Annotated in this window: 14 protein-coding genes and 1 pseudogene; 13 read left to right on the top strand and 2 right to left on the bottom strand. The window is 27.2% G+C overall.

Annotation, left to right across the window (positions count from 1 at the left end; genetic code table 4):
* Position 1 precedes the first annotated feature (1 nt).
* From ACI2WZ_RS03585 to ACI2WZ_RS03575, 3 genes are read left to right on the top strand one after another with little or no spacing between them, the layout of a single operon-like run.
* Positions 2-1,405: a sigma-70 family RNA polymerase sigma factor gene (locus ACI2WZ_RS03585; RefSeq protein ID WP_023789722.1), complete on the top strand. Its 1,404-nt coding sequence runs from the start codon at positions 2-4 to the stop codon at positions 1,403-1,405.
* A gap of 1 nt (position 1,406) precedes the next feature.
* Positions 1,407-2,096: a tRNA (adenine(22)-N(1))-methyltransferase gene (locus tag ACI2WZ_RS03580; protein WP_500244664.1), complete on the top strand. Its 690-nt coding sequence runs from the start codon at positions 1,407-1,409 to the stop codon at positions 2,094-2,096.
* Positions 2,096-2,890 carry a Nif3-like dinuclear metal center hexameric protein gene (locus tag ACI2WZ_RS03575; protein ID WP_500244663.1) on the top strand — a complete coding sequence of 265 codons (795 nt, stop codon included), beginning with the start codon at positions 2,096-2,098 and terminating at the stop codon, positions 2,888-2,890. The genes ACI2WZ_RS03580 and ACI2WZ_RS03575 overlap by 1 nt, the downstream gene beginning before the upstream one ends.
* Before the next feature lie 85 nt (positions 2,891-2,975).
* On the opposite strand, the gene ispH is transcribed toward ACI2WZ_RS03575, so the two are convergent.
* A complete protein-coding gene (ispH, locus tag ACI2WZ_RS03570) occupies positions 2,976-3,845 on the bottom strand; it encodes a 4-hydroxy-3-methylbut-2-enyl diphosphate reductase (protein ID WP_500244662.1) in 870 nt (289 codons plus the stop codon).
* Between the two features lie 111 nt (positions 3,846-3,956).
* Between ispH and ACI2WZ_RS03565 the strand changes: the two genes are divergently transcribed.
* The 10 genes from ACI2WZ_RS03565 to ACI2WZ_RS03520 all read left to right on the top strand — a co-directional run bounded on the left by ACI2WZ_RS03565 (position 3,957) and on the right by ACI2WZ_RS03520 (position 18,628).
* Entirely contained in the window at positions 3,957-4,694 is a 738-nt protein-coding gene (locus ACI2WZ_RS03565; RefSeq protein WP_500244661.1) for a hypothetical protein, read from the top strand.
* 81 nt (positions 4,695-4,775) lie between these two features.
* Positions 4,776-7,124, top strand: coding sequence for a hypothetical protein (locus ACI2WZ_RS03560; RefSeq protein ID WP_500244660.1), 2,349 nt, complete (start codon positions 4,776-4,778; stop codon positions 7,122-7,124).
* 478 nt (positions 7,125-7,602) lie between these two features.
* Positions 7,603-8,457, top strand: a complete 855-nt coding sequence (locus ACI2WZ_RS03555; RefSeq protein ID WP_500244659.1) for an HAD-IIB family hydrolase — start codon at positions 7,603-7,605, stop codon at positions 8,455-8,457.
* A 5-nt stretch (positions 8,458-8,462) separates the two neighbouring features.
* Entirely contained in the window at positions 8,463-9,563 is a 1,101-nt protein-coding gene (locus ACI2WZ_RS03550) for a nicotinate-nucleotide adenylyltransferase (protein WP_500244658.1), read from the top strand.
* Positions 9,563-10,240, top strand: a complete 678-nt coding sequence (locus ACI2WZ_RS03545) for a 5'-methylthioadenosine/S-adenosylhomocysteine nucleosidase (protein ID WP_023789706.1) — start codon at positions 9,563-9,565, stop codon at positions 10,238-10,240. The genes ACI2WZ_RS03550 and ACI2WZ_RS03545 overlap by 1 nt, the downstream gene beginning before the upstream one ends.
* 92 nt (positions 10,241-10,332) lie before the next feature.
* Complete coding sequence (locus tag ACI2WZ_RS03540; RefSeq protein WP_500244657.1) at positions 10,333-11,067, top strand: class I SAM-dependent methyltransferase; 735 nt, start codon at positions 10,333-10,335, stop codon at positions 11,065-11,067.
* A gap of 38 nt (positions 11,068-11,105) precedes the next feature.
* Positions 11,106-14,093 carry a DEAD/DEAH box helicase family protein gene (locus ACI2WZ_RS03535; protein WP_500244656.1) on the top strand — a complete coding sequence of 996 codons (2,988 nt, stop codon included), beginning with the start codon at positions 11,106-11,108 and terminating at the stop codon, positions 14,091-14,093.
* Between the two features lie 102 nt (positions 14,094-14,195).
* Complete coding sequence (gene dcm, locus ACI2WZ_RS03530; protein ID WP_500244655.1) at positions 14,196-15,518, top strand: DNA (cytosine-5-)-methyltransferase; 1,323 nt, start codon at positions 14,196-14,198, stop codon at positions 15,516-15,518.
* The gene (locus tag ACI2WZ_RS03525) at positions 15,511-17,979 is read left to right on the top strand and encodes a DUF262 domain-containing protein (RefSeq protein ID WP_500244654.1); all 2,469 of its coding nucleotides are present in this window, start codon (positions 15,511-15,513) and stop codon (positions 17,977-17,979) included. Before dcm ends, ACI2WZ_RS03525 begins: the two co-directional genes overlap by 8 nt.
* Positions 17,957-18,628 carry a hypothetical protein gene (locus ACI2WZ_RS03520; RefSeq protein ID WP_500244653.1) on the top strand — a complete coding sequence of 224 codons (672 nt, stop codon included), beginning with the start codon at positions 17,957-17,959 and terminating at the stop codon, positions 18,626-18,628. Before ACI2WZ_RS03525 ends, ACI2WZ_RS03520 begins: the two co-directional genes overlap by 23 nt.
* Before the next feature lie 56 nt (positions 18,629-18,684).
* On the opposite strand, the pseudogene ACI2WZ_RS03515 reads toward ACI2WZ_RS03520, so the two are convergent.
* Positions 18,685-20,018 (bottom strand): annotated as a pseudogene (locus tag ACI2WZ_RS03515) (glutamine synthetase family protein).
* Between the last annotated feature and the right edge of the window lie 256 nt (positions 20,019-20,274).

Below are 20,274 nucleotides of genomic sequence, written 5' to 3'. Positions count from 1 at the left end.
AATGGCATTAAATTTAAAGAAATTTGAAACAATGGAGGAATTTAAGGAGTATCTTTTTAGTTATTTAGAAAAAAATGATAATGAAATTGCTCAAGAAGAAATACAAGAAGTCATCTTTAAAAAGTTCAAAGATGTAGATGACGATGAAATTGGAGAATTGTTTCAAGAACTAGCTTCTAGAAATGTAGTATTTACCGATGAATTGATAGAAGAAGAGGATTTAGAAAAATTAACTTCAAACCTTGATGAAGAAGATGGTGAATCAGCTTCTGATTTAGCTGAAGGTTTTGCAAAAAGAAAAAAACAACAAAAAGATATTAAAAGTGCAAACCAAAACAGCGGTCCTGTAAAATATAGGGTTGGTGGTATCAGTAATGAAACAAAAATACAAGATATCATAAAGTCATACTTTAATCAAATTGGTTCATCTAAGATTTTGACAAAAGATGAAGAAGTTATATATGCGAAAATGTTAGAAGATGATGATCCAGAAATCAGAAAAGAAGGTAGAGACAAACTTATAACTTCTAACCTTAAGCTTGTAATTTCTGTAGCTCGTAAACACTTAAATAGAGGGTTAGATTTTGCAGACCTTATTGAAGAAGGTAATATTGGTTTGATGAAAGCTGTTGATAAATTTGACTATACAAAGGGTTTCAAATTTTCTACTTATGCAACTTGATGAATTCGTCAAGCTATAACTAGAGCAATCGCTGACCAAGCTAGAACAATACGTATACCAGTTCACATGGTTGAAACTATAAATAAATTAACAAGAATCGAAAGACAATTAACTCAAGAGTTAGGACGCGAACCAACATCTAAGGAAATAGCAAAAAACTTTGGTAAAGGAATAACACCTCAAAAAGTTGTTGAAATTAAAAAGTTATCAATAGAGCCAGTTAGTTTAGAAAAACCATTCGGTGATGAAGATGATACTCATTTTGGTGACTTCGTTGAAGACAAAGACATTTCTTCTCCTGACGATTATGCAGAAAAAGAAGCACTAAGAGAAGTTATTGATGATGTATTTGCAGAACTGCTTGCACCTAGGGAAGAAAAAGTTATAAGAATGAGATTTGGAATTCTTCCAACTAAACTTAGAACTTTAGTTAGATTGGCAGAGGAGTGCGAAGATGACTCTTACGAACAACTAAAAGAAACTATCAGTGATCTAGATATACACTATGATACTTCGATTGAAAAAATACAAAGATATAGACATCCGATGATTCAATTGCATTTATCTAAGTATGATTCACCAAAAACTTTAGAAGAAGTAGGTAAGGAACTTAAAGTAACAAGAGAGAGAATACGTCAAATTGAAGCTAAAACTATTAGAAAGTTTAAGCCTTCTGCTTCAAATCCAAAAGCAAAGGTATTAAGAGATTTCTTTAAAGGTTAATATGAATTTTTTACGACCCAGGTTATTAACTATAGCAAGCTTGGTTTCTGATGGAGAAGTTGTAGCCGATATAGGTACTGATCACGCTTACCTATCTATTTATTTAGCAAAAGCAAATAAGGCCAAAAAAATATATGCTACTGATATTGCAAAAAAACCATTAGAAGTAGCTAAAAATAATATTTATAGTTTTAATGTTTCAGACAAAGTTGAAACATTATTAGAAAACGGAATTTCTTGAACAAAATCAAGAAATATAAAAATCTCTTCTTGTATTATTGCTGGGGTAGGTTCTTCAACTATTTTAGATATACTAAAAAATGATAATGACAACATCGATTGTTACATTATTTCTTCTAATACCAATCTAGAACCGATAAGAGAATGGGTTAAGAAGAATAAATATTACGTAGAAAAAGAAGTAATAGTTTTGGATAATGATATTATTTATGAACTAATGAAAGTAAATAAATACGCTGGTCAAAAAATAAGAACAAAACAAGATTTAGTTTTTGGTCCAATTTTAAAAAAAGATAAACAAAATAAACTTTTTTTAGAGCGTTGAATGAAAGAAGAACAAAAACTACATTTACTTCTTACTAAAATTCCAGAGCATACAAAGAAACATAAACAATATAAAAAAAGAGAGCGTTTCATAAAAAAAATGCTAAAGAAGGAGATTAATAAATAATGCCAAAAATTAAAGTCAATAATCTAATAAAATATCTTAATGACATCTTTCCACAAGTAACTGCTGCTGAATGAGACAAAGTCGGTTTTCAAATTGAAGAAGTTTACAATCTACCAAGTCAAGATGAAATAGATACAGTTGTAGTTTGTTTAGATGTTACTAAAGAAGTTATTGAGAAAGCTATTGAACTTAAATCTAATTTTATAATATCTCGACATCCATTTTTATTTAACTCACTTGAAGAAGAAATGAAAAATCCAGCTAAACGTAGAATGCGTAATCTACTTATAGAACACGAAATTCAAGTATTTTCTATTCATACAAACTACGACTGTAGTGTTAGTCAAAATATAATTGAATTATTGTCTACTCAGTTTAATATCAAAAAAGTCGAAAAAGTTGGAGAAACTAATGAAGGTTATAAAATAAATTTATTAAATGACGTAACTCTAAAAGAGTTAGTTGATAAAATGAAATTTATATTCGGCCGCAAACAAGCAAATCTAACAAAAAATATAGACTTAGAAAAGTTTGTTAAAAAGTTTTATTTAACTACTGGTTCGGGAGCATCAACCATGAGTTATTTGGAACTTGAGAACGAAGTATTTATAACTGGTGAAGCAAAATGAGATCAATGGTTATATGCAGATCAAAATAATATTGATTTAATAACTGTTGGTCATTACATGGAAAATCATTTTATTGACGATATTAAGAACAAGTTACTTAAAACATTTAATGATGACTTAAAAATATGCGCATTTGATATTAAAAATACATTCATAATCTATTAAAAAAATAAAAAAACCTAAAATAAAAATTGGTAACCAGAAGCATTTCCTTTTAGTACCAATTAATATTTATAGGTTTTTTTTCTTTCTAAAGCTCTTCTAAAAATTTGATAACTTGATTTTGGATTATACTAGATGTAGATGCACCAGCTGTGACTGCTACTGTTTTAATATTTTTTAAGTCATCTAAATCTATATTATTTTTTGTGTCTATTCGTAAAGTTTTTATTCCTTTACTCAAACCCAACTCAACAAGTTTGAGAGTATTGTTACTTCTTTCATCTCCAACAACATATAAAAGGTCAACCAAATTAGAATCTAAATCTAAGACAGCTTGTTGTCTAACTAATGTTGCCTCACATATATCATTTTTATAAAGACATTTATCATACTTACTTTTAATTGCTTTATGGATTTCTTCTGTATCTATTATTGACAAAGTGGTTTGATTTGTAACAAATATATTTTCATTTTCTATGTTGAGATTTTTAACTTCTTCAACGGTTGTGACTAAATGAACTTTTTCTTTATTTATACTTGTTAAAGCAATTGTTTCGGGGTGATTATGTTTACCAATAAAGATTACATCGTAACCTTTACCTAAATATTCGTTAATTAAAATTTCGGTTTCTAAAACTCATTCACATTTTGTATCTATCGTGATTAATCCTAAATCTTCTGCTAATTTTATAACCTTTGCATTTGTACCATGCGCTGAAAATACAACCACACTACCTAATGGTATATTTCTTATTATTTCTTCTCTAGGAATTTTTCAGTCATCGATTGCTATGATACCTAATTCGCTAAGTTCATTAACTATTATTTTATTGTGCACTAACAAACCTATCATATATACTTTTTTATCTGGGTACATTTTTAACGCATCTTTTGCCATTTTGATAGATTTAACTACTCCTAAACAAAAACCTCTTGGGGTCACTTTAATTACGTTCATTTGTATACCTCGCTAAAATTATTTTATAAGAAATATGTAGATATTTTAGTGTTTATTTTATTAAATGTAAAAAAATCCTTTAAAATATACTTATATTGATTGGAGAAAGTTATGAAGAAAATAATAGATTTTAATACAAGATTAAAACCTTACAAGAGTCTTTATAAAATATTTTGGTTATCATTCACACTTGTTGTCTTATTTCTATTTCAATTAATAATGCTTTCACTCACTATTGTTGTTCCTCATATAAACTCTGGTTTTTTTTATTGATCTCGTGGTGTTCATTCTTTGTTGTTGGATTCTCGTTCAGAACCACATTCTAGTCAAGGATTTATTTTTGCTGCAACTGTTTTGGGTTTATTTCCTTCGATTGCTATAATACCTTTTCTATATTTTATTTCTGCAAACTGATATATTAATGAGAAGTTAAGCGAAAAGTTTATAAACACCCCGAAAGTTAAATATATGAAATGGAGTAAGTTCATTCATTTCGCTATAATAGGAAGCGTTTTTATATTAATTCCAGGATTGATCTCACTAATGAATGGGGGAGGGTTATTACCTCACCATACCTATAAAGCAATAAGTGGTGCATTTAGTGATGAATTTAAAATAAGAACTGCTGGAATTGCTGCATTTTTATATTATGGTGTTGGTTGTTTATTTACTTCAATAGTGGTTTTTTGAGCATTAGGGATGATTTTAAAATGAATACAAATAAAAATAAGTGCAATATTAGGGAAATGGCTTGAAAAATATCGTGAATGAAAAAGTAAAAAAAGAGACCTGAAAATAAACAAAATAGAAGCTAGAATACAAAATAAAAATAAAAAAAAGAATAACTAGTCTTAATAAATAACACCAATATTAATCTAAAATTAAACATTTAAGATATAATATTGTTAATAAAAAGGAGTTGTTAAATACATGAATAAACTGATAATGTTACTAGGTTCAATTTCTATATCTAGCGCTTCTCTTTTAACTGTAGTATCTTGTGGAAGAACAGGCAGAATGAATGTTATTACAAGTGAACAAGAAAAAATCACTTCATTAACTAGTTTGAAAAAAAGTTCATTAACCGAAAATAATGTAAAATTAGGTGGAAATATCTCAACTGAAGAAATATGAAAATTAGTTGAAGCTCTTAAATTAACTGAAGTAATAAAAAATAATCCCACAGCAACAGCGATGATCGAAAGTCTTCGCTCTTTTGTTATGTCTAATATGTTATTGTCAGAAATTTCAGCAAAAGTACCGGGATTAGGTTGAATTGTTCAAAAATTACAGTGACAAAATTTAAATTGAGGTTTTAATCAACTTTACGATGTAGATAACGAAAAAAATGCATTTGCAAAAAATGCAAGTGGATGAATGGAAAATAATGACCAATGAAGTATATCTGTAACATTTTTGAATGAAGACTTAACAGGTTGAGTAGGAATAAATAATCCTGTATATGCTCGTATAAACATCAACCAAAAAGTAGGAGTTAATGATGACGGAACAGTAAATCTCAAAAATTCTAATCCTGATGCAGTTTGACCAGACGAAAATAACAAAATTGATGGATCTAGTGCATTTTTACCAATTGCATCATCTACAAGTGATCAAACAAAAAAACGTGGTTTTATATATCAAGGATTTGTTAACTCATCTGAACTTATAAATTTGACAGACATTTATGATCCGAATAGAACTACACTCCCTAGTGGTTCGCTGATTTATACTCCATCTGCAACTGATTTTGTAAACAACTCCATATTACAAGGTGATATCGTTAATGAATCGCTTAAAAATGCTAAAGATAAGATAAAAGAAGCAATCGAAAAATACTTATTAGATGACCCAATATTTATAAGCGATAATATGAATTCAGATCACATTCAAATAAGAATAAAAAATCAAATTTATGCTGTCTTATTTAAAGAACTTTTATTAAGAAGGAAACGAGACTTTAAGGAAGAACAGTTGGTATATTCTAACTCATTAATTACAATGTATTGAAATTCGATAATAACAAAGGCAAAAAGAGTGCGTGATTCAGAGTATATCAATTCTGATGACTATAATACTATTAATAATATAATCGAGGACTTCATCAGTAAAAAAGATAAAGATTTATCTACTGACTTTTCTAAGAATGGTGGTCTTTCTGAATCTGAAGCAAATACTGTATATGAAAATCTACTTAAAATTATTAAATTTAGTAAAAATGACAATGATGTTTCTAAGACAGAAGTTGATTTTGCTGAAAAAAATATAACAATAGAAATGTATAAAAGAAACTATGATTTCTCAAGTAATTCATTCAATAATGGCAATGATATTCCGCTACTTAAACCAGAAAATTACGAAGATTTTGGTTTAAATGGTAGTTATCAATTTAAAGTAATATATTACAATAAACCAATTGCAGAAAGTGATCGACCAGACTTCACTTATTTGTCAGACGAAAATAAAACTCCATTTAAAGATGAATTTATTTCTGATCTTGGGTTTAAAAATGTATTTACTAAACCAAGATTTGAAACATTACTAAAAACGTTTAATAAAAAAAGCAACGTGAATAATCAAACATTAATAGACGATTATAAAGATAGTGAAGCGACTGTTATTGAACCATTTAATTTAAGCGAAGTTGATGATAATAATGTAAAAAATCCATCATGGTTTAAAGATGCAGGTTACTTAAAACAATGGTTAGGTGATAATGCTGATGATTCTGATTGAAGAATTAGGAATCTTTTGGGTGTTATAAATAAAACATCAAAAGAAAGATTAATACAGATTTTCGATACAAGTTCGAAAACACATGAGAATATTACCAATTATAAAATATCAGCTAGTAATCTTGTTTTTGGTGAATTAACTAACCATTCAAATCCGTCAAGTTTTATAAATGGAAAATCTAATGATGATGAAGCATTTGCAGAACTTATCTCTAATAAGAGTGGAAATGAATTGCCATTCCACATTGTAGACGTTGATAAAAACGGTAACTCTGACTCAAGAGATTTTATACATGAGGCTGGACTAGAGAATTTACAACCATTTGATCTTAGACTTATGGTTGGCACATTGGATACCTATGGTAAAAAAGTCGATACATTAGATTATTCACAATGATGGTATAATGACTTATACGATTTATCATCTACAAAACTTGAAGTATGACTTAATATCTATAAATCTAAATCAATATATCAAGCGTTTGTTAATTATTGAAATGATAATGTTAAAAACAATGAAAACAACCCTGATAATAATATTTAGAAACAAAAAAAGACGTTCGAAGCGTCTTTTTTTATTATGTAAAATGTAGTACATACATTTATATATAGTTGATTTGTTAATAATTAAAAAATATGAATGAGTAATGAATAAGACTTATAATAACTCGTAAACTTATGGAAAGCGATTATAAGTCAAGTCGAAAGAAAGGATGTTATAAATAAAACTATCAACAACCTTATAATGAGGCTCGAAAGTGATGCGAAAGAGCTTGTCATTAACAGTTGTTTATCCATAAGTTGTCTAAATTGACAAAATAAGAATAACAAATATTTTAATGAGTTGCAATAATTTTTCACTTTTTTTTAAAAAGTTATTGATTTTTCTATACCATAAAACAAATGAAATTTATTTTCAATGCAAAAAACTTAAAATATTTTTTAAATATAGTATAAGGACAAACTTTATTTAATGCTAAAATAAGTTTAGAAATCAAAAAATTACAGGAGAGATATTTATTATGGCGATGCCTTTTATAGCTTGTGACCTAGACGGTACAATTGTTAGAAATGAAGATTTCAAGATCTTAGAATCTACAATAAATGATATATTAAATTATCAGCAAAATAGCGGTTCTAGGTTCTTTATTGTAACTGGAAGATCGTTTGAAACAACTAAAATGTATGCTAAAGAATTAGAGGTCAAGTTACCAGTAATTGGTTGCAATGGTGCAGTAATAACAGACCCCATAACTGGCAATGTTATATTTGAAGATGTAATAAATACCGAGATAAGTGTTAAATTAATAGATTTCTCTATTGAAAATCAACTTGACTTAGCTTTCTATACTTCATCTGCTATGATTGCCTTGACATTCTCTGAAAGAGATAATTATTTTAAAAAAGCTTATGCAGATATCGACAATGATATGAAGCCAAAAATTGTTTTTATTGATAGTCTTGAAGACATGAAAGAAGCAGTCATGAAAAATATCCATAAACCTGTTAAATTTTTGTTCTCGTTTCCTCAGGAAGGAAATGGAAAAATAGTGGAAAATACTAAGAATCTATTATCAAACCTTGGTTTAAATCACCCCATAACTTTAATGAATAATAGAATACTTATTGATGCGATGAATTCGAATATCAATAAGGCAACTGGTTTAAAGAAATGAGCAGATTTAGTTGGGGTTGATGTTGAGCTGATCCATACAATTGGAGATAATAACAACGATATTGAAATGACAAAGCAATCCAAGTTTGGGTGCGCTGTCGACAATGCTGTCCCTGCACTTAAAAATACAGCTAAAACTATCTTAAAATCTATTGAAGATAATGGGGTTGGATTGTATCTTTCAACTTTATTAGAAGATTAATAAGAATGAAAAAAATAGCTTTATTCGGTGGAAGTTTTGACCCAGTTCATACTGATCATGTCAATATTGTAAAAACTTGTCACTCGTATTTAGGATTTGATGAAGTTTGAATTATACCTGCATATGTAAACCCTTTTAAGGTTTTGTCTAGTTCAAGTGTAAAACAAAGACTTGAGATGCTTAAATTAGCTACCAAGAGTCTTGACTTTGTACAAATTAAAACTTTTGAAATTAGAAAATCTACAAAAAGTTATACATATGATACGGTACGTTATTACAAAAAGGAGTTTCCTGATTATAAATTTTCATTTATAATGGGTTCTGACCAATTGGATAATTTTGAAAAATGAGATCATTTTGAAAAATTGATTAAAGAGATAGATTTTAAAGTTTTTTTAAGAAATAAAACTTTTAACAAAGATGTTATCAAAAAATATGATATTGAAACTTTCGAATTTGAAAATAATTTTCTTAGTTCCACAAAAATTAGAAATTTAGAAGATTTACATTTACAAATTAAAGAAGTGAATGATTATGTCAATTCAAAATTAATGTATTTGTATGAAAGACTTGAATCTAAAGTTGATGAAGAAAGATATTTTCACTCATTAAATGTTGGAAGAGAAGCTTTAATGTTAGCTAACTTGAACAACTATGATTTGAACAAGGCTTTGATTGCGGGTACACTTCATGATATTGCAAAACAATGAAGTGATGAAGCAATGATAAATGCATTAAGTTCTTTTGATAAAACTTTGCTAAACGAACCTAAACCTGTATGACACTCATTTGCTGGTGCAATCCATATTAAAAACGATTGACTTATGGATGACGAAGATATATTTAGCGCAATATTTAAACATACGGTTGGTGATAAAAAAATGTCAACCTTGGATATGATAGTATTTTGTGCTGATAAAATCTCTTCGGAAAGAAAATATAAGGACGTCGATAAATATCGCGCATTAGTTTATTCTGACTTGAAAACGGGATTTATAGAGTTGTTGAAAAATCAATTTGAAGTCGCTGTTTCAAAGCATGGGATGGATTCCATCGGGACTAGGTTAAAAGAAGCTTATACATATTGAGTAAAAGGTGTTAAATAATGAATGTTTGTATAATTTTTGCAATGAAAGAAGAAGCACAATCGTTATTAAACGATTGTGCAGCAAAACAAATATCAAGTTGGCCCTTTAAAGTCTTTCAAAAGGATAATATTTTGATTGCAATTAGTGGTATTGGTTTAGTAAATGCCTCTAGTTGTCTAACATTTTTAGAAACTAATTATAAAATAAATTTTTACATCAATTGTGGGCTTGTTGGATCTGTTAACGATGAATATAAGTCATTAGAATGTCTAGTTATCAAGAAAACTTACTTTAGCACTGCCAATGCTACTGGGTTTGGATATAATTACGGTCAAATTCCTCAAATGCCAAAATTCTTTTCCTCAGATTTAAATCTGATAGACCAATTTCTTAAAACAAATAAAGATATAAAAATATGTAATATTGCATCTAGTGACATATTCATTAACAGCCTTGAAAAAAAAGAATTATTTATAGTTCCTATAAAAGACCAAATTGATGTTGTAGATATGGAGTACGCTGCTCTTTGCCAGGCCGCCTACTTGTTTAAAAAACCCATTTTTTCGTTTAAAATAGTTAGTGATAAATTCACTAACAAAACAAATGAACAGCAGTTCAAAGAAATTCTTGATATTGCCAGTCAAGAAATAAGTTCTAGAATGATTGTTTATTTGAAAGATATAAATTTAATCTAAACTTACCGTAAGGTAAGTTTTTTTTAACATCAATCTATTTAAAATATTTATAAAATTTGTTTATTGTATAATTATTAAATTGGAGATAAATAATGGAAAATAAATATTCTAAATACAGTTGTATTCTTTATAATGAAACTAAACCACCTGGAACTAGTGTTGATGGTGATTTGGAGTTCTATAAAAATTTATTGTTGCCAGTAGAAGGTTATATATTAGAAGCGGGTGTTGGCAATGGAAGACTTTTAATACCGTTATTAAGATACAAACTCAATGTTATTGGAGTAGATAAGTCTTTGGAAATGATTGAAATCTGTAAACAAAATATGAATATGGCGGGTTTAAATGCTAGTATTATTCATACAACCCTGGAAAATTATGTCGAGAACAATTTTTTTGAATTTATTATTATGCCGAATGCTAGTTTTTGTTTGTTAGAAAATAGAGAAAAGGCAAATATAGTCTTGACAAACTTTTACAATAGCCTTAAATCGGGTGGTGCTTTGGCAATAGATTTAATTTTCCCAATAGACTTTAAAGCAGGTACTAAACATTCGATGGAACATAAATTAAATAATGATCATGTGGTTGTAGAGAATTACTCTAAAGAGATCAATTGATATGAACAGTATACAATCAACGAAATTAAATACTATGTTGACCAAAATCTTTGTGAAACACAATTAATGAAATTACGATGATATGGTGTTAAAGAATTTGAAGAAATGCTAAGTAATATAGGCTTTACAGATATTGAGATAATCAAAAATTATAATAATAAAAGAATTCTCAATCTCAAAACAATCACAATCATAGGTAAAAAATAAGTAAAAATTCTGTTAAACTGAAAATGAGGTTAATCAAAATGAGTAATTTTAACAATGGAATTTATGAACTTTTATTAACAAGATTAGAAGCAGATGCTTTTAAGGAAGACGAACTTGATATATTAGAGGATGTAGATGATGAATGATTAATTAATCAGTTCTCACGTTTTCTTAAAGAAAAATTAAAACAATTTCAGGAGAAAGCAGATAAAATAAATTATTTGAATAATTTTTTAAAAAATGATAAATTGTCTGAATTAGTTGCTAACAGAAAGAATCTTGAAAAAAAATTTTATATTCATAATTTAAGTCAAAATAAAATAATAACGAGAAATCTTGATAAAGAAATGCATCAAGAGTTTTTTTCTTGCGATAGAATTAAAATTATTTGTCCTTTCCTAACAAAATGAAGTGTAACAGAACTAAGAGAAATAATTAAAGAAACTGATGAAAGCGTTATGATAAAAATTATTACAACTACTTACAACGGAGAATCTAATTTTTTGGATATTGAAGGCTTGCAAAAATTAGTGGAAGATTATCCTAGTCGTATTAGAGTGAAAATAGAAAATCTTTTTAGCGAAAATGTAAATAGATTACACATCAAGTCATATTTATTTGAAAGAGATAGTGGATTTTCTTCTCTTTACATTGGAAGTAGCAACTTTACCAAAACAGGTTTTGTAACAGGTAAAGAATATAGTGTTAAGATTAGTGAATTTAGAGAAAAAGAAATTATTAAACAAGCAATAAATGACTTCGACAACTTATTTGAAGATAATTTATTTATTGATATTTTAGAGAAAGAAAAAATAGCTACCATAAAAAACTTAATGTACGATAATTTACCTATTGAATATTTAGATAGAGTGAATAAACTTCAAAAAGACTATAAACCATATGATTATCAAAAAGAAATTCTTGTTAATTTTGAGAAAAGGCTATTAAGTGGTATAAAAAAACACTTATTAATTATGGCGACAGGAACAGGTAAAACAGCAACCTTAGCTTTTATTTATGGAATTTTGCAAAAGTGATTCAAAAACAATGAACCGTCCTTATTATATATAGCACCATCAACAGAAATATTGAAACAAGCAAAAGAAACCTTCCGTAATATATTAAACATAGACGACTTTGGTGTTGATTTATACGATGTCATTAATCCTAATTTGAATATCAAGAAAGAAAAAGTAATATTTACTACTAACTATACAGGTAATAATAAAATAGAACAATTCAAAGATACTTATTTCGATGTCGTTGTATTTGACGAAGCTCATCACTTAGAGGCAACAACTTTCTTAAATATCTACAATGCTGTAGTGAAAGAAGATAATTTCGTATTTGGTCTTACAGCAACACCTGAAAGAACTGATGGTATAAATGTATTGAAATACTTTGGAGATGAACCCTTGGTAGATATCAGATTATATGATTCATTAGAAAAAGATTTTCTTTGTGATGTAGATTATTATTTCATCAAAGATAATTCTATTGATCTTAGTGGATTTGATATTTTAAAACGTGAAGGTGAATACTTAAAAACCTTAAGTTCTAATAAAAGAAATGATTTTATTTACAAAACAATCATGGAGCATCTTGGTCAAAATAATTCTCATATTAGAGCCATAATGTTTTGTGAAAGTGTTGAGCAAGCGGAAACTTTAGACATATATTTGAAAGAACATGGAGAAAAAAGTGCGCTACTGGTTTCTGAAAGTAAGAAAATGAAAAAACCTCCAAAAGAAGTTATATCCGATTTTAGAGAAGGAAGAGTAAATTATTTGTGTGTTAGAGATATGTTGAATGAAGGTTTTGATGTTCCAGAAGTGAATTGTGTATTTTTTCTAAGACCAACAACATCAAAAATTTTATACTTACAACAACTAGGTAGGGGTTTGAGAAAACATTTGGATAAAAAACTTAGAGTTTATGACTTTGTTAATAATATTGATATGAAGGTAAACAAGAGATTTAACCCATTGATTCCTATACAAGTACTTACTAAAAATTTAAACTTACAAGAAATTGTTAAGAAATTTAATTATATAGATACTTACTTACCAGGAAACACAAGAATTATAATGGACGAATATATTAAGCAAGACTTGATCTCAAAGTTAAAAACATTTGAGTCCAATAATCTATATCATGAGATTATGGAAAGTTATGTTACTGGAATTTTCGAAGACTACGAGTCGTTCTTTAATGATTATGGTATCAATATAATAAGCTTTTACAAAATGAGATCTTTCTTTAAAGAAAATCGTAACCGTCTAACAATATTCAAAAAGTTCTCTTATATAAATTTAAGAGAAGTCTTGGAAGGTTTTTATTACATTCTTGAAAATAAAAAGTTTGTTTCAAATAGTAGAATAAACTTTCTATTTTTAAACAGTTATTTTTATAGCATAAACAAATCTAATCCTCTTTATAACGATGTTCAAAAATCTTTAGAAAGTATTTTTGAAGATGATAATAAGGCTTTTATAAAAGAGCTTACATATTTAATAAAATATAAGCTAAAAAATGATAAAAGTTTATTAAACAACATTGTCGATGAAAGTATTGAATCATTCAAAAATATATATTTAAATGTTAATCAAGCAAAAGCATTGCTAGGAAAAATGGTTAATATGCAATCTTTTACATCTGATACACAAAATAAAGGTATTGTAAGATGTCTTAACAACGAGTTGCTAATTGATTGTAGTTCTGAGACAGCATTAACTAAAGATGGACATAGAAATAGCTACGACTATAAAAATAAATTTTTATATTGGGAGTCACCAAACGGTTGAACCACAAATGAAAATATGAAACAAAAAAATCAGTTAGAGATGGAAAATACAAAAAATTTTAAAACCTTTGTTATATATCAATCAAAAGATTTGGCAGAATTAAAAGAAGACTTAAAGCAATTAGTAGGTATAGTTGATAAAGTCCATAACAGTAAGCAAGTACAAATATTAAAAGATGGAAAACTAATAAATAAAGTTCAATATACTTTGGAAATTAAATAAAAAAAGCAATTTCAATTGCTAACCTCTTGCAAAAAAAAAAAAAAAACTATAATTACTCTCATAAGAGATCGCAATCTCTTTCTAGATAGAGTAATTTTTTTTATGAATAAAATAAGAGTATTTGAAACATTTGCAGGAATTGGCGCACAACACAAAGCCATCTCCATTTTAAAAGAATATTTAAAAGATGATTATCAATTTGAAATTGCTGGAACTAGTGAATGAGATATTTGAGCAAACATTAGTTATAACGCAATTCATCATAACAATAAAAATATAGCTAAGAATTTGAGTGAAGATGAATTAGATGAGTTTCTTCTGAAGTTTGAACACTCAAGGGATTCTAAAAAACCTATGTCACCAAAAAACGTTATTGGGTTACAAAGAAATGTAAAAGAACTTCTTTATAGTTCTATTGTTAATTCTAAAAATCAAGGAAGCATTACAAAAATTAAAGGCGAAGATTTGATAAAGAACATCAATGAATTTCAAATGTTAACTTATTCCTTTCCGTGTCAAGATCTTAGTGTTGCTGGTAGTTTCCACGGATTTAACCAAGGTATGGCCAAGGGTTCAAATACACGAAGTGGATTATTGTGAGAAATAGAAAGATTATTAATTGAACTTGATGATATAAAAAAACTACCAAAATATTTATTACTAGAAAATGTAAAAAATATGATTTCTAAAAGACATAGAAAAGATTATGAAGAATGACTTCAGTTTTTATCTAGTCTTGGATATAAAACACAAACTTACGTTTTAAATTCCTTAGAGTATGGTGTCCCCCAATCTCGGGAAAGAGTTTATGCTCTAAGTGTAAGGGATGCCGATGATGGTGTTTTTCATGATACATTTAAAAAAAATGGATACATAACGGAAAAAAATAAACCAAAAGATATATCAAGTGAGATTAATATTTCACGTAAGTTAAATGAACTTTTACATATTGATTACGATAATGTTAATGATAAAAATGAAGCTCTAAAAGCAATACCAAACAGGACCGTTAGTAGAAAACGCATGTATGATGACAATAGATTATTATTTACACTTAGAAAAACAAAAAAAAACTCTCGCGAGCAACAAGCTAAGTATAAATATTATGAAGTTGATAATAAATATTATTTAACTCATTGTAGCACAATAACAACTAAACAAGACCGGCACCCTAATGCAGGAAACATAGATCTGAAAAGTACAAAATTAGGTGGAGGAAAAAAAGCGCGGTATAGATTTATAACACCAAGAGAGGCGTACCTGCTTATGGGTTTTCACGAAGCTGATGTAGATAAAATTTTTCAAAATGATTTTTTAAAAAAAGAAGTTCTGTATAGGCAGGCTGGAAATTCCATAGTTGTGAATGTCTTAGTAGCAATTTTTAACAAAATAATTAAAAAAAGAGGAGATTCTAAAAATGATTAGTAAAAACTTTGAATTTTTGAAAGACTATCATAAATACAAATGAGTTTATGAAAAAATATCTATTATAGAAGATAGTCTTTTAAGTGATGACAAATATACTTTACAAGTAGATTCAGCTAAGTTGTTAGAAAAACTTTTAAAACAAGTGATGAATGAAGAAGAAAGAATAAAAAAAACATTAGGAGAGTTAATAAATAATTTTAACTTATTTTATAAACTCAAAAAAAGTGATGCCTTACCGTCAAATATTTTAGCGTCTTTCAAATGATTAAACTCTATAAGAAGTGAAGGTGTGCATCATAATGATTTATCTTATGTTGAATATCAACTATCATTTACCTCAAAGGTAAATTTCATTTTAACTTTACGTAAAATTTTACATTTTATTATTTATAGTTTTGAAGACACAAAAATAAACTTGCCGGATTGTGATGATGATATTTATTATAATACTTGCAAACTGGCGAAGAATTTAAAAGACAAAAAAGATTTTGATTATGAGAATAATCAAATAATGACAGAGAAATTATCTATTGGAGATTTTGTTTTAAATAACAAGATCCGTTTTTTCATACCTACTTATCAACGGGACTACCGATGAACTACCGAAGAGTGTGAAGAGTTAATTGAGCAGTTATTTGATAAAAAAGATTCGAACGAACAAATATATTTTGGAACAATGGCATGTAGAATGTTTCCTAGCCAAGTTGGTAACTTTACAAAAGAAGTAAGATTAATGGATGGTCAACAACGTGTAACAACCTCATTAATACTTTTTAAAGCTATATTTGATGTTATTAAAGATAAACAAAAAGAACTGGATGATTTTTCTGAATCCATTCCAACAGAGTTAACAGACTTATTTGATTACAAAATAAATGATTTACATTCAGATGCCTTAATAAAAATTAAATATGAGAATAGTACTTCTACATCAGAAAATAATATATACAGTTTATATAAGGTTCTTACAGGATATAATATTGCATCCAAGTTTAAAAATGATTTGAAGCTACTCACACGAAGTCAAGTTATAACAAATTATGAGTATTTTTACAGTGTGTTTAAAAACTATACCATAGAAAAAAATTTGGATATATATAATTATTATGCAAATAATTTTATTGTCTCTTGTATAAGGTTTAATGATGATGATATAAACGAAATGGAAGTATTCGAGAATCTTAACTCGAAAGGAAAAGATTTAGATACTTTTGATATGTTGAAAAATTATATTTATAATATGGTCGATCAAAAGTTATTTAAGGAAAATTCAAAAAGAGTTGTAGATGAGTACAACAAATATTTTAACTTGAGCTTAGTTCCCAAGTTTAAAGGTAAAGAAGATGAACAAAATAAAAAATATGAGGCTTTCTTTTACAACTTTTTGACTTATAAGATTGCGCTTAAAGGTACAACAAACATTGATCTAAAACAAAATAAAAAAAGTTTATTAAAAGCTTTTAAAAAGTTTTACAATGAAAAAAATATTACTTTTGATAAGTACGCCTCTATTTGCAGTGAGATAGGTCGTTATTTTTATATTTATAAAAATGTAAAATTAGTTAAAGATTATGAAAATATTACAAGTGAGTTTTATAAGTTTAGAATAACTCTTTCCAACATAGACGAAAAAGACTTCTCAATATGTTTATTCTATTTATTTGATGTTTTTTCTGACAACTCTTGAAGCTCTGCTGAACGAAAATTACATCTATTTAATGAGCAACTTCTTGAAAAATGTTTGTTCCAAATAGAAAGATGATTTATTATGTTATTGCAAGTTAAAGGTACAGGTCAATCATTAAAAGGCGCTGTTATGATAAAATTGGTAAGATATTTAAAACTTTTTGAAAATTATTCTAACTTCAAACAAGATTTACCTCAACATTTACAAGAATGATTTGCAGGAAAAACAAAAATAACTAAAGAAAATGAACATCTACTAATACCGTTGGAAAATAAATTGCCTTCAAAAGAAGTTGCGATCGATTCATTAAAAAATAGGGATGTACAAAATAATTACATGAAAGTAATATTTTTAAAAAGATTAGAAAATTACTGATTAAATTTAAGTACAAAAGCTTGTCAAGAAGTTATATTCAAAGTATCTACAGTAGAACATATCATGCCTAAAACTCCAAATCAGGAGTGGTGAGAAATGTTAAACGAAAAAGAAAACCTTAACAGACAAGAATTAAAAGATAAGCACGCTGCATTTTTAAATAGAATTGGTAATCTTTTGTTGTTGGATTCTAAAAATAATTCAGAATTAAGTAACTCTCCCTTTAAAATAAAAGTTAATAATTATATTGCAAGTGATTCGAGGTTAGCTAAAATACCTTTCACAAATAAAAACGAAAGCTTAGTTGATATTGACCACTTTGATTTTAAAATGATAGATGATCGAAGTGCAAAGTTAGCTAAGATATTGGTTAATGATATTTATGAAATTGAATAAAGTACAAAGAATTCTTAACTTATTTAAAGATAAAGAGGATTATAAATTTTGAAACGTCAAAACTAAGATAACAACAATTATAGATAAGACTTATTTGAATTTTACATCTATAGAATCAAGTAAACGCATACCTTTCATAAAAGTAGAAAAGTATATAGACAATCAATATAGTCTAGTATGTAATGGAATTAAAATTACACCAACCGATAAGAAAATGCGAATAGTTAGTCTTTCAGCAATTAGACAATACTTAGATGTACTAGAAACTTTTCGAATAATAAAAAGAACAGATAAAATATCAAACGAATATAAAATTATAAATGAGGAGTTTTTGAATTTTGATACAAAGTTTGATTCTACTCACTTATTTGAAATTCTTTATAGAAACTTTAATAAATTATCAAAAAAAGGTAAAGAGCTTTTTTATAGCACTGTTGTTTCTTGACTTGCTATTGATTATTTAGATAATTATGATACATTAGAAATCATTTATGGTAAAGACAAAAATAAGAAAGTTACTTGTGACCAAATTTACAAAATGGCTAAAGATTGTGGTTATGATCTTATAAAAAATGATGCGGGTATTCTGGGTTATGATTTAGATGATATATATCTAACTTTAATAAATTTATTTAAAAAACAATTTTAAAAAATATTTAAATCAAAATATTAAAAAATGCTAATCAATAAAATGATTAGCATTTTTTAATAGTAGTTAAAATACTTTTTAATTTCCCAGTCTGTTATTTCTGAAACGTAATCTTTTCATTCTTTTTCTTTGATAGTTATGAATTTATCAATAATATCATTTCCAAAAACTTTTTTAATTAAGTCCGAGTTTATAAAAAAATTAAGTGCTTCTTTTAAATCTGTAGGCAAATTTTCTATACTTAAATTTTTTCTTTCTTCTTCTGAAAGGCTAAACAAGTTTTTCTTGATTGATTGGTGAGTAGTTTCTTTTGTTAATATACCATCTATTCCGGCCATAAGTATTGCGCTTAAAGCTAGATATGGATTGGAAGTTGAATCTACCGAACGCACCTCAACTCTTTTTGCTTTATCATTGGCGGCTGGTATTCTTATCATTGTTGACCTATTGGAATCACTTCATGCTATATAACATGGAGCTTCATATCCAGGAACCAATCGTTTAAATGAATTTATTGTAGAGTTTGTTGATAAAGATATATCTTTTGCATGTTTTAATACACCGTTTATAAAATGTATAGCCAACTCACTTAAACCGTTTTCCTTAGATGAATCATAAAATAAATTGTTATTATTTTTATCAGCAATGGAGCAATTTACGTGCATCCCATTACCATTCATACCTTTTAGAGGCTTAGGCATAAAATTTGCATGCATATTATATTTTTTTGCAACAGCTTTTACAAGTACTTTGAAAGTTTGTAATTTATCACATGTTTCCAAGGCATTTGAATATTCAAAATTAACTTCGTGTTGAGATCTTGAAACTTCATGGTGAGAGACTTCCATATTAAATCCTAACTTTTGTAGTTCGTACATTATTTCTCTTCTGACTAAAGAAGATGTATCAATTGAAGGCGTACCAAAATACCCGCTATCATCTGTATGTTCTAAAATTGGAGTATTATTTTCGTCAAGTTTGAATAAAAAAAACTCTGGTTCTAAACCCACATTAAAATATTTCCTATTTTTAAATCTCTCATTTTTTGTATGCAATTTTTTAAAATACTTCTTGGATCACTTTCAAAATGTGTTTTATTTGAAGTGTAAACATCACATAATAGTCTTCCTACTTTATATTCTTTTTTAGATTCCATCTCCAAAATTAATCAAGTATTCAAATCGGGATAAAGATACATATCTGCATCATTTATTTTAGAAAATCCTGTTATCGAAGATCCATCAAATATTATTTCATTGTCTAATGCTTTATCAATTTTCTCAGCAGGAATTTCAATACTTTTAAGAAACCCCAACATATCAGTAAATTGTAATTTTATATATTTAATATTCTCTGAGATAATAATTTTTTTTAATAATTCTTTTGTCATTTTTTTTCTCCATATAAAATATTATATAGAAAAAAATAATTTATTATTTATTTGCTAGAATATTAACATTCTTGGAAAAAACACTTTCAATTATAAATAAAACAAAAATAGTTTTTTTAAAACTATTTTTGTTAGCTCAATAAAAAAACTTAATATTTTTTATGTTTAATTCTATTTTTAAGAACTAAAACTATTTTTTAAAAGACAATCAGTTTTATTTATATTATATATTTTAAAATACTTTAATAAATAAAAG

The sequence above is a fragment of the Spiroplasma endosymbiont of Megachile willughbiella genome, from assembly GCF_964273395.1.
Lineage (GTDB): Bacteria > Bacillota_I > Bacilli_A > Mycoplasmatales > Mycoplasmataceae > Spiroplasma_A > Spiroplasma_A apis.
This window is presented reverse-complemented; position numbering and strand designations above follow the sequence as displayed.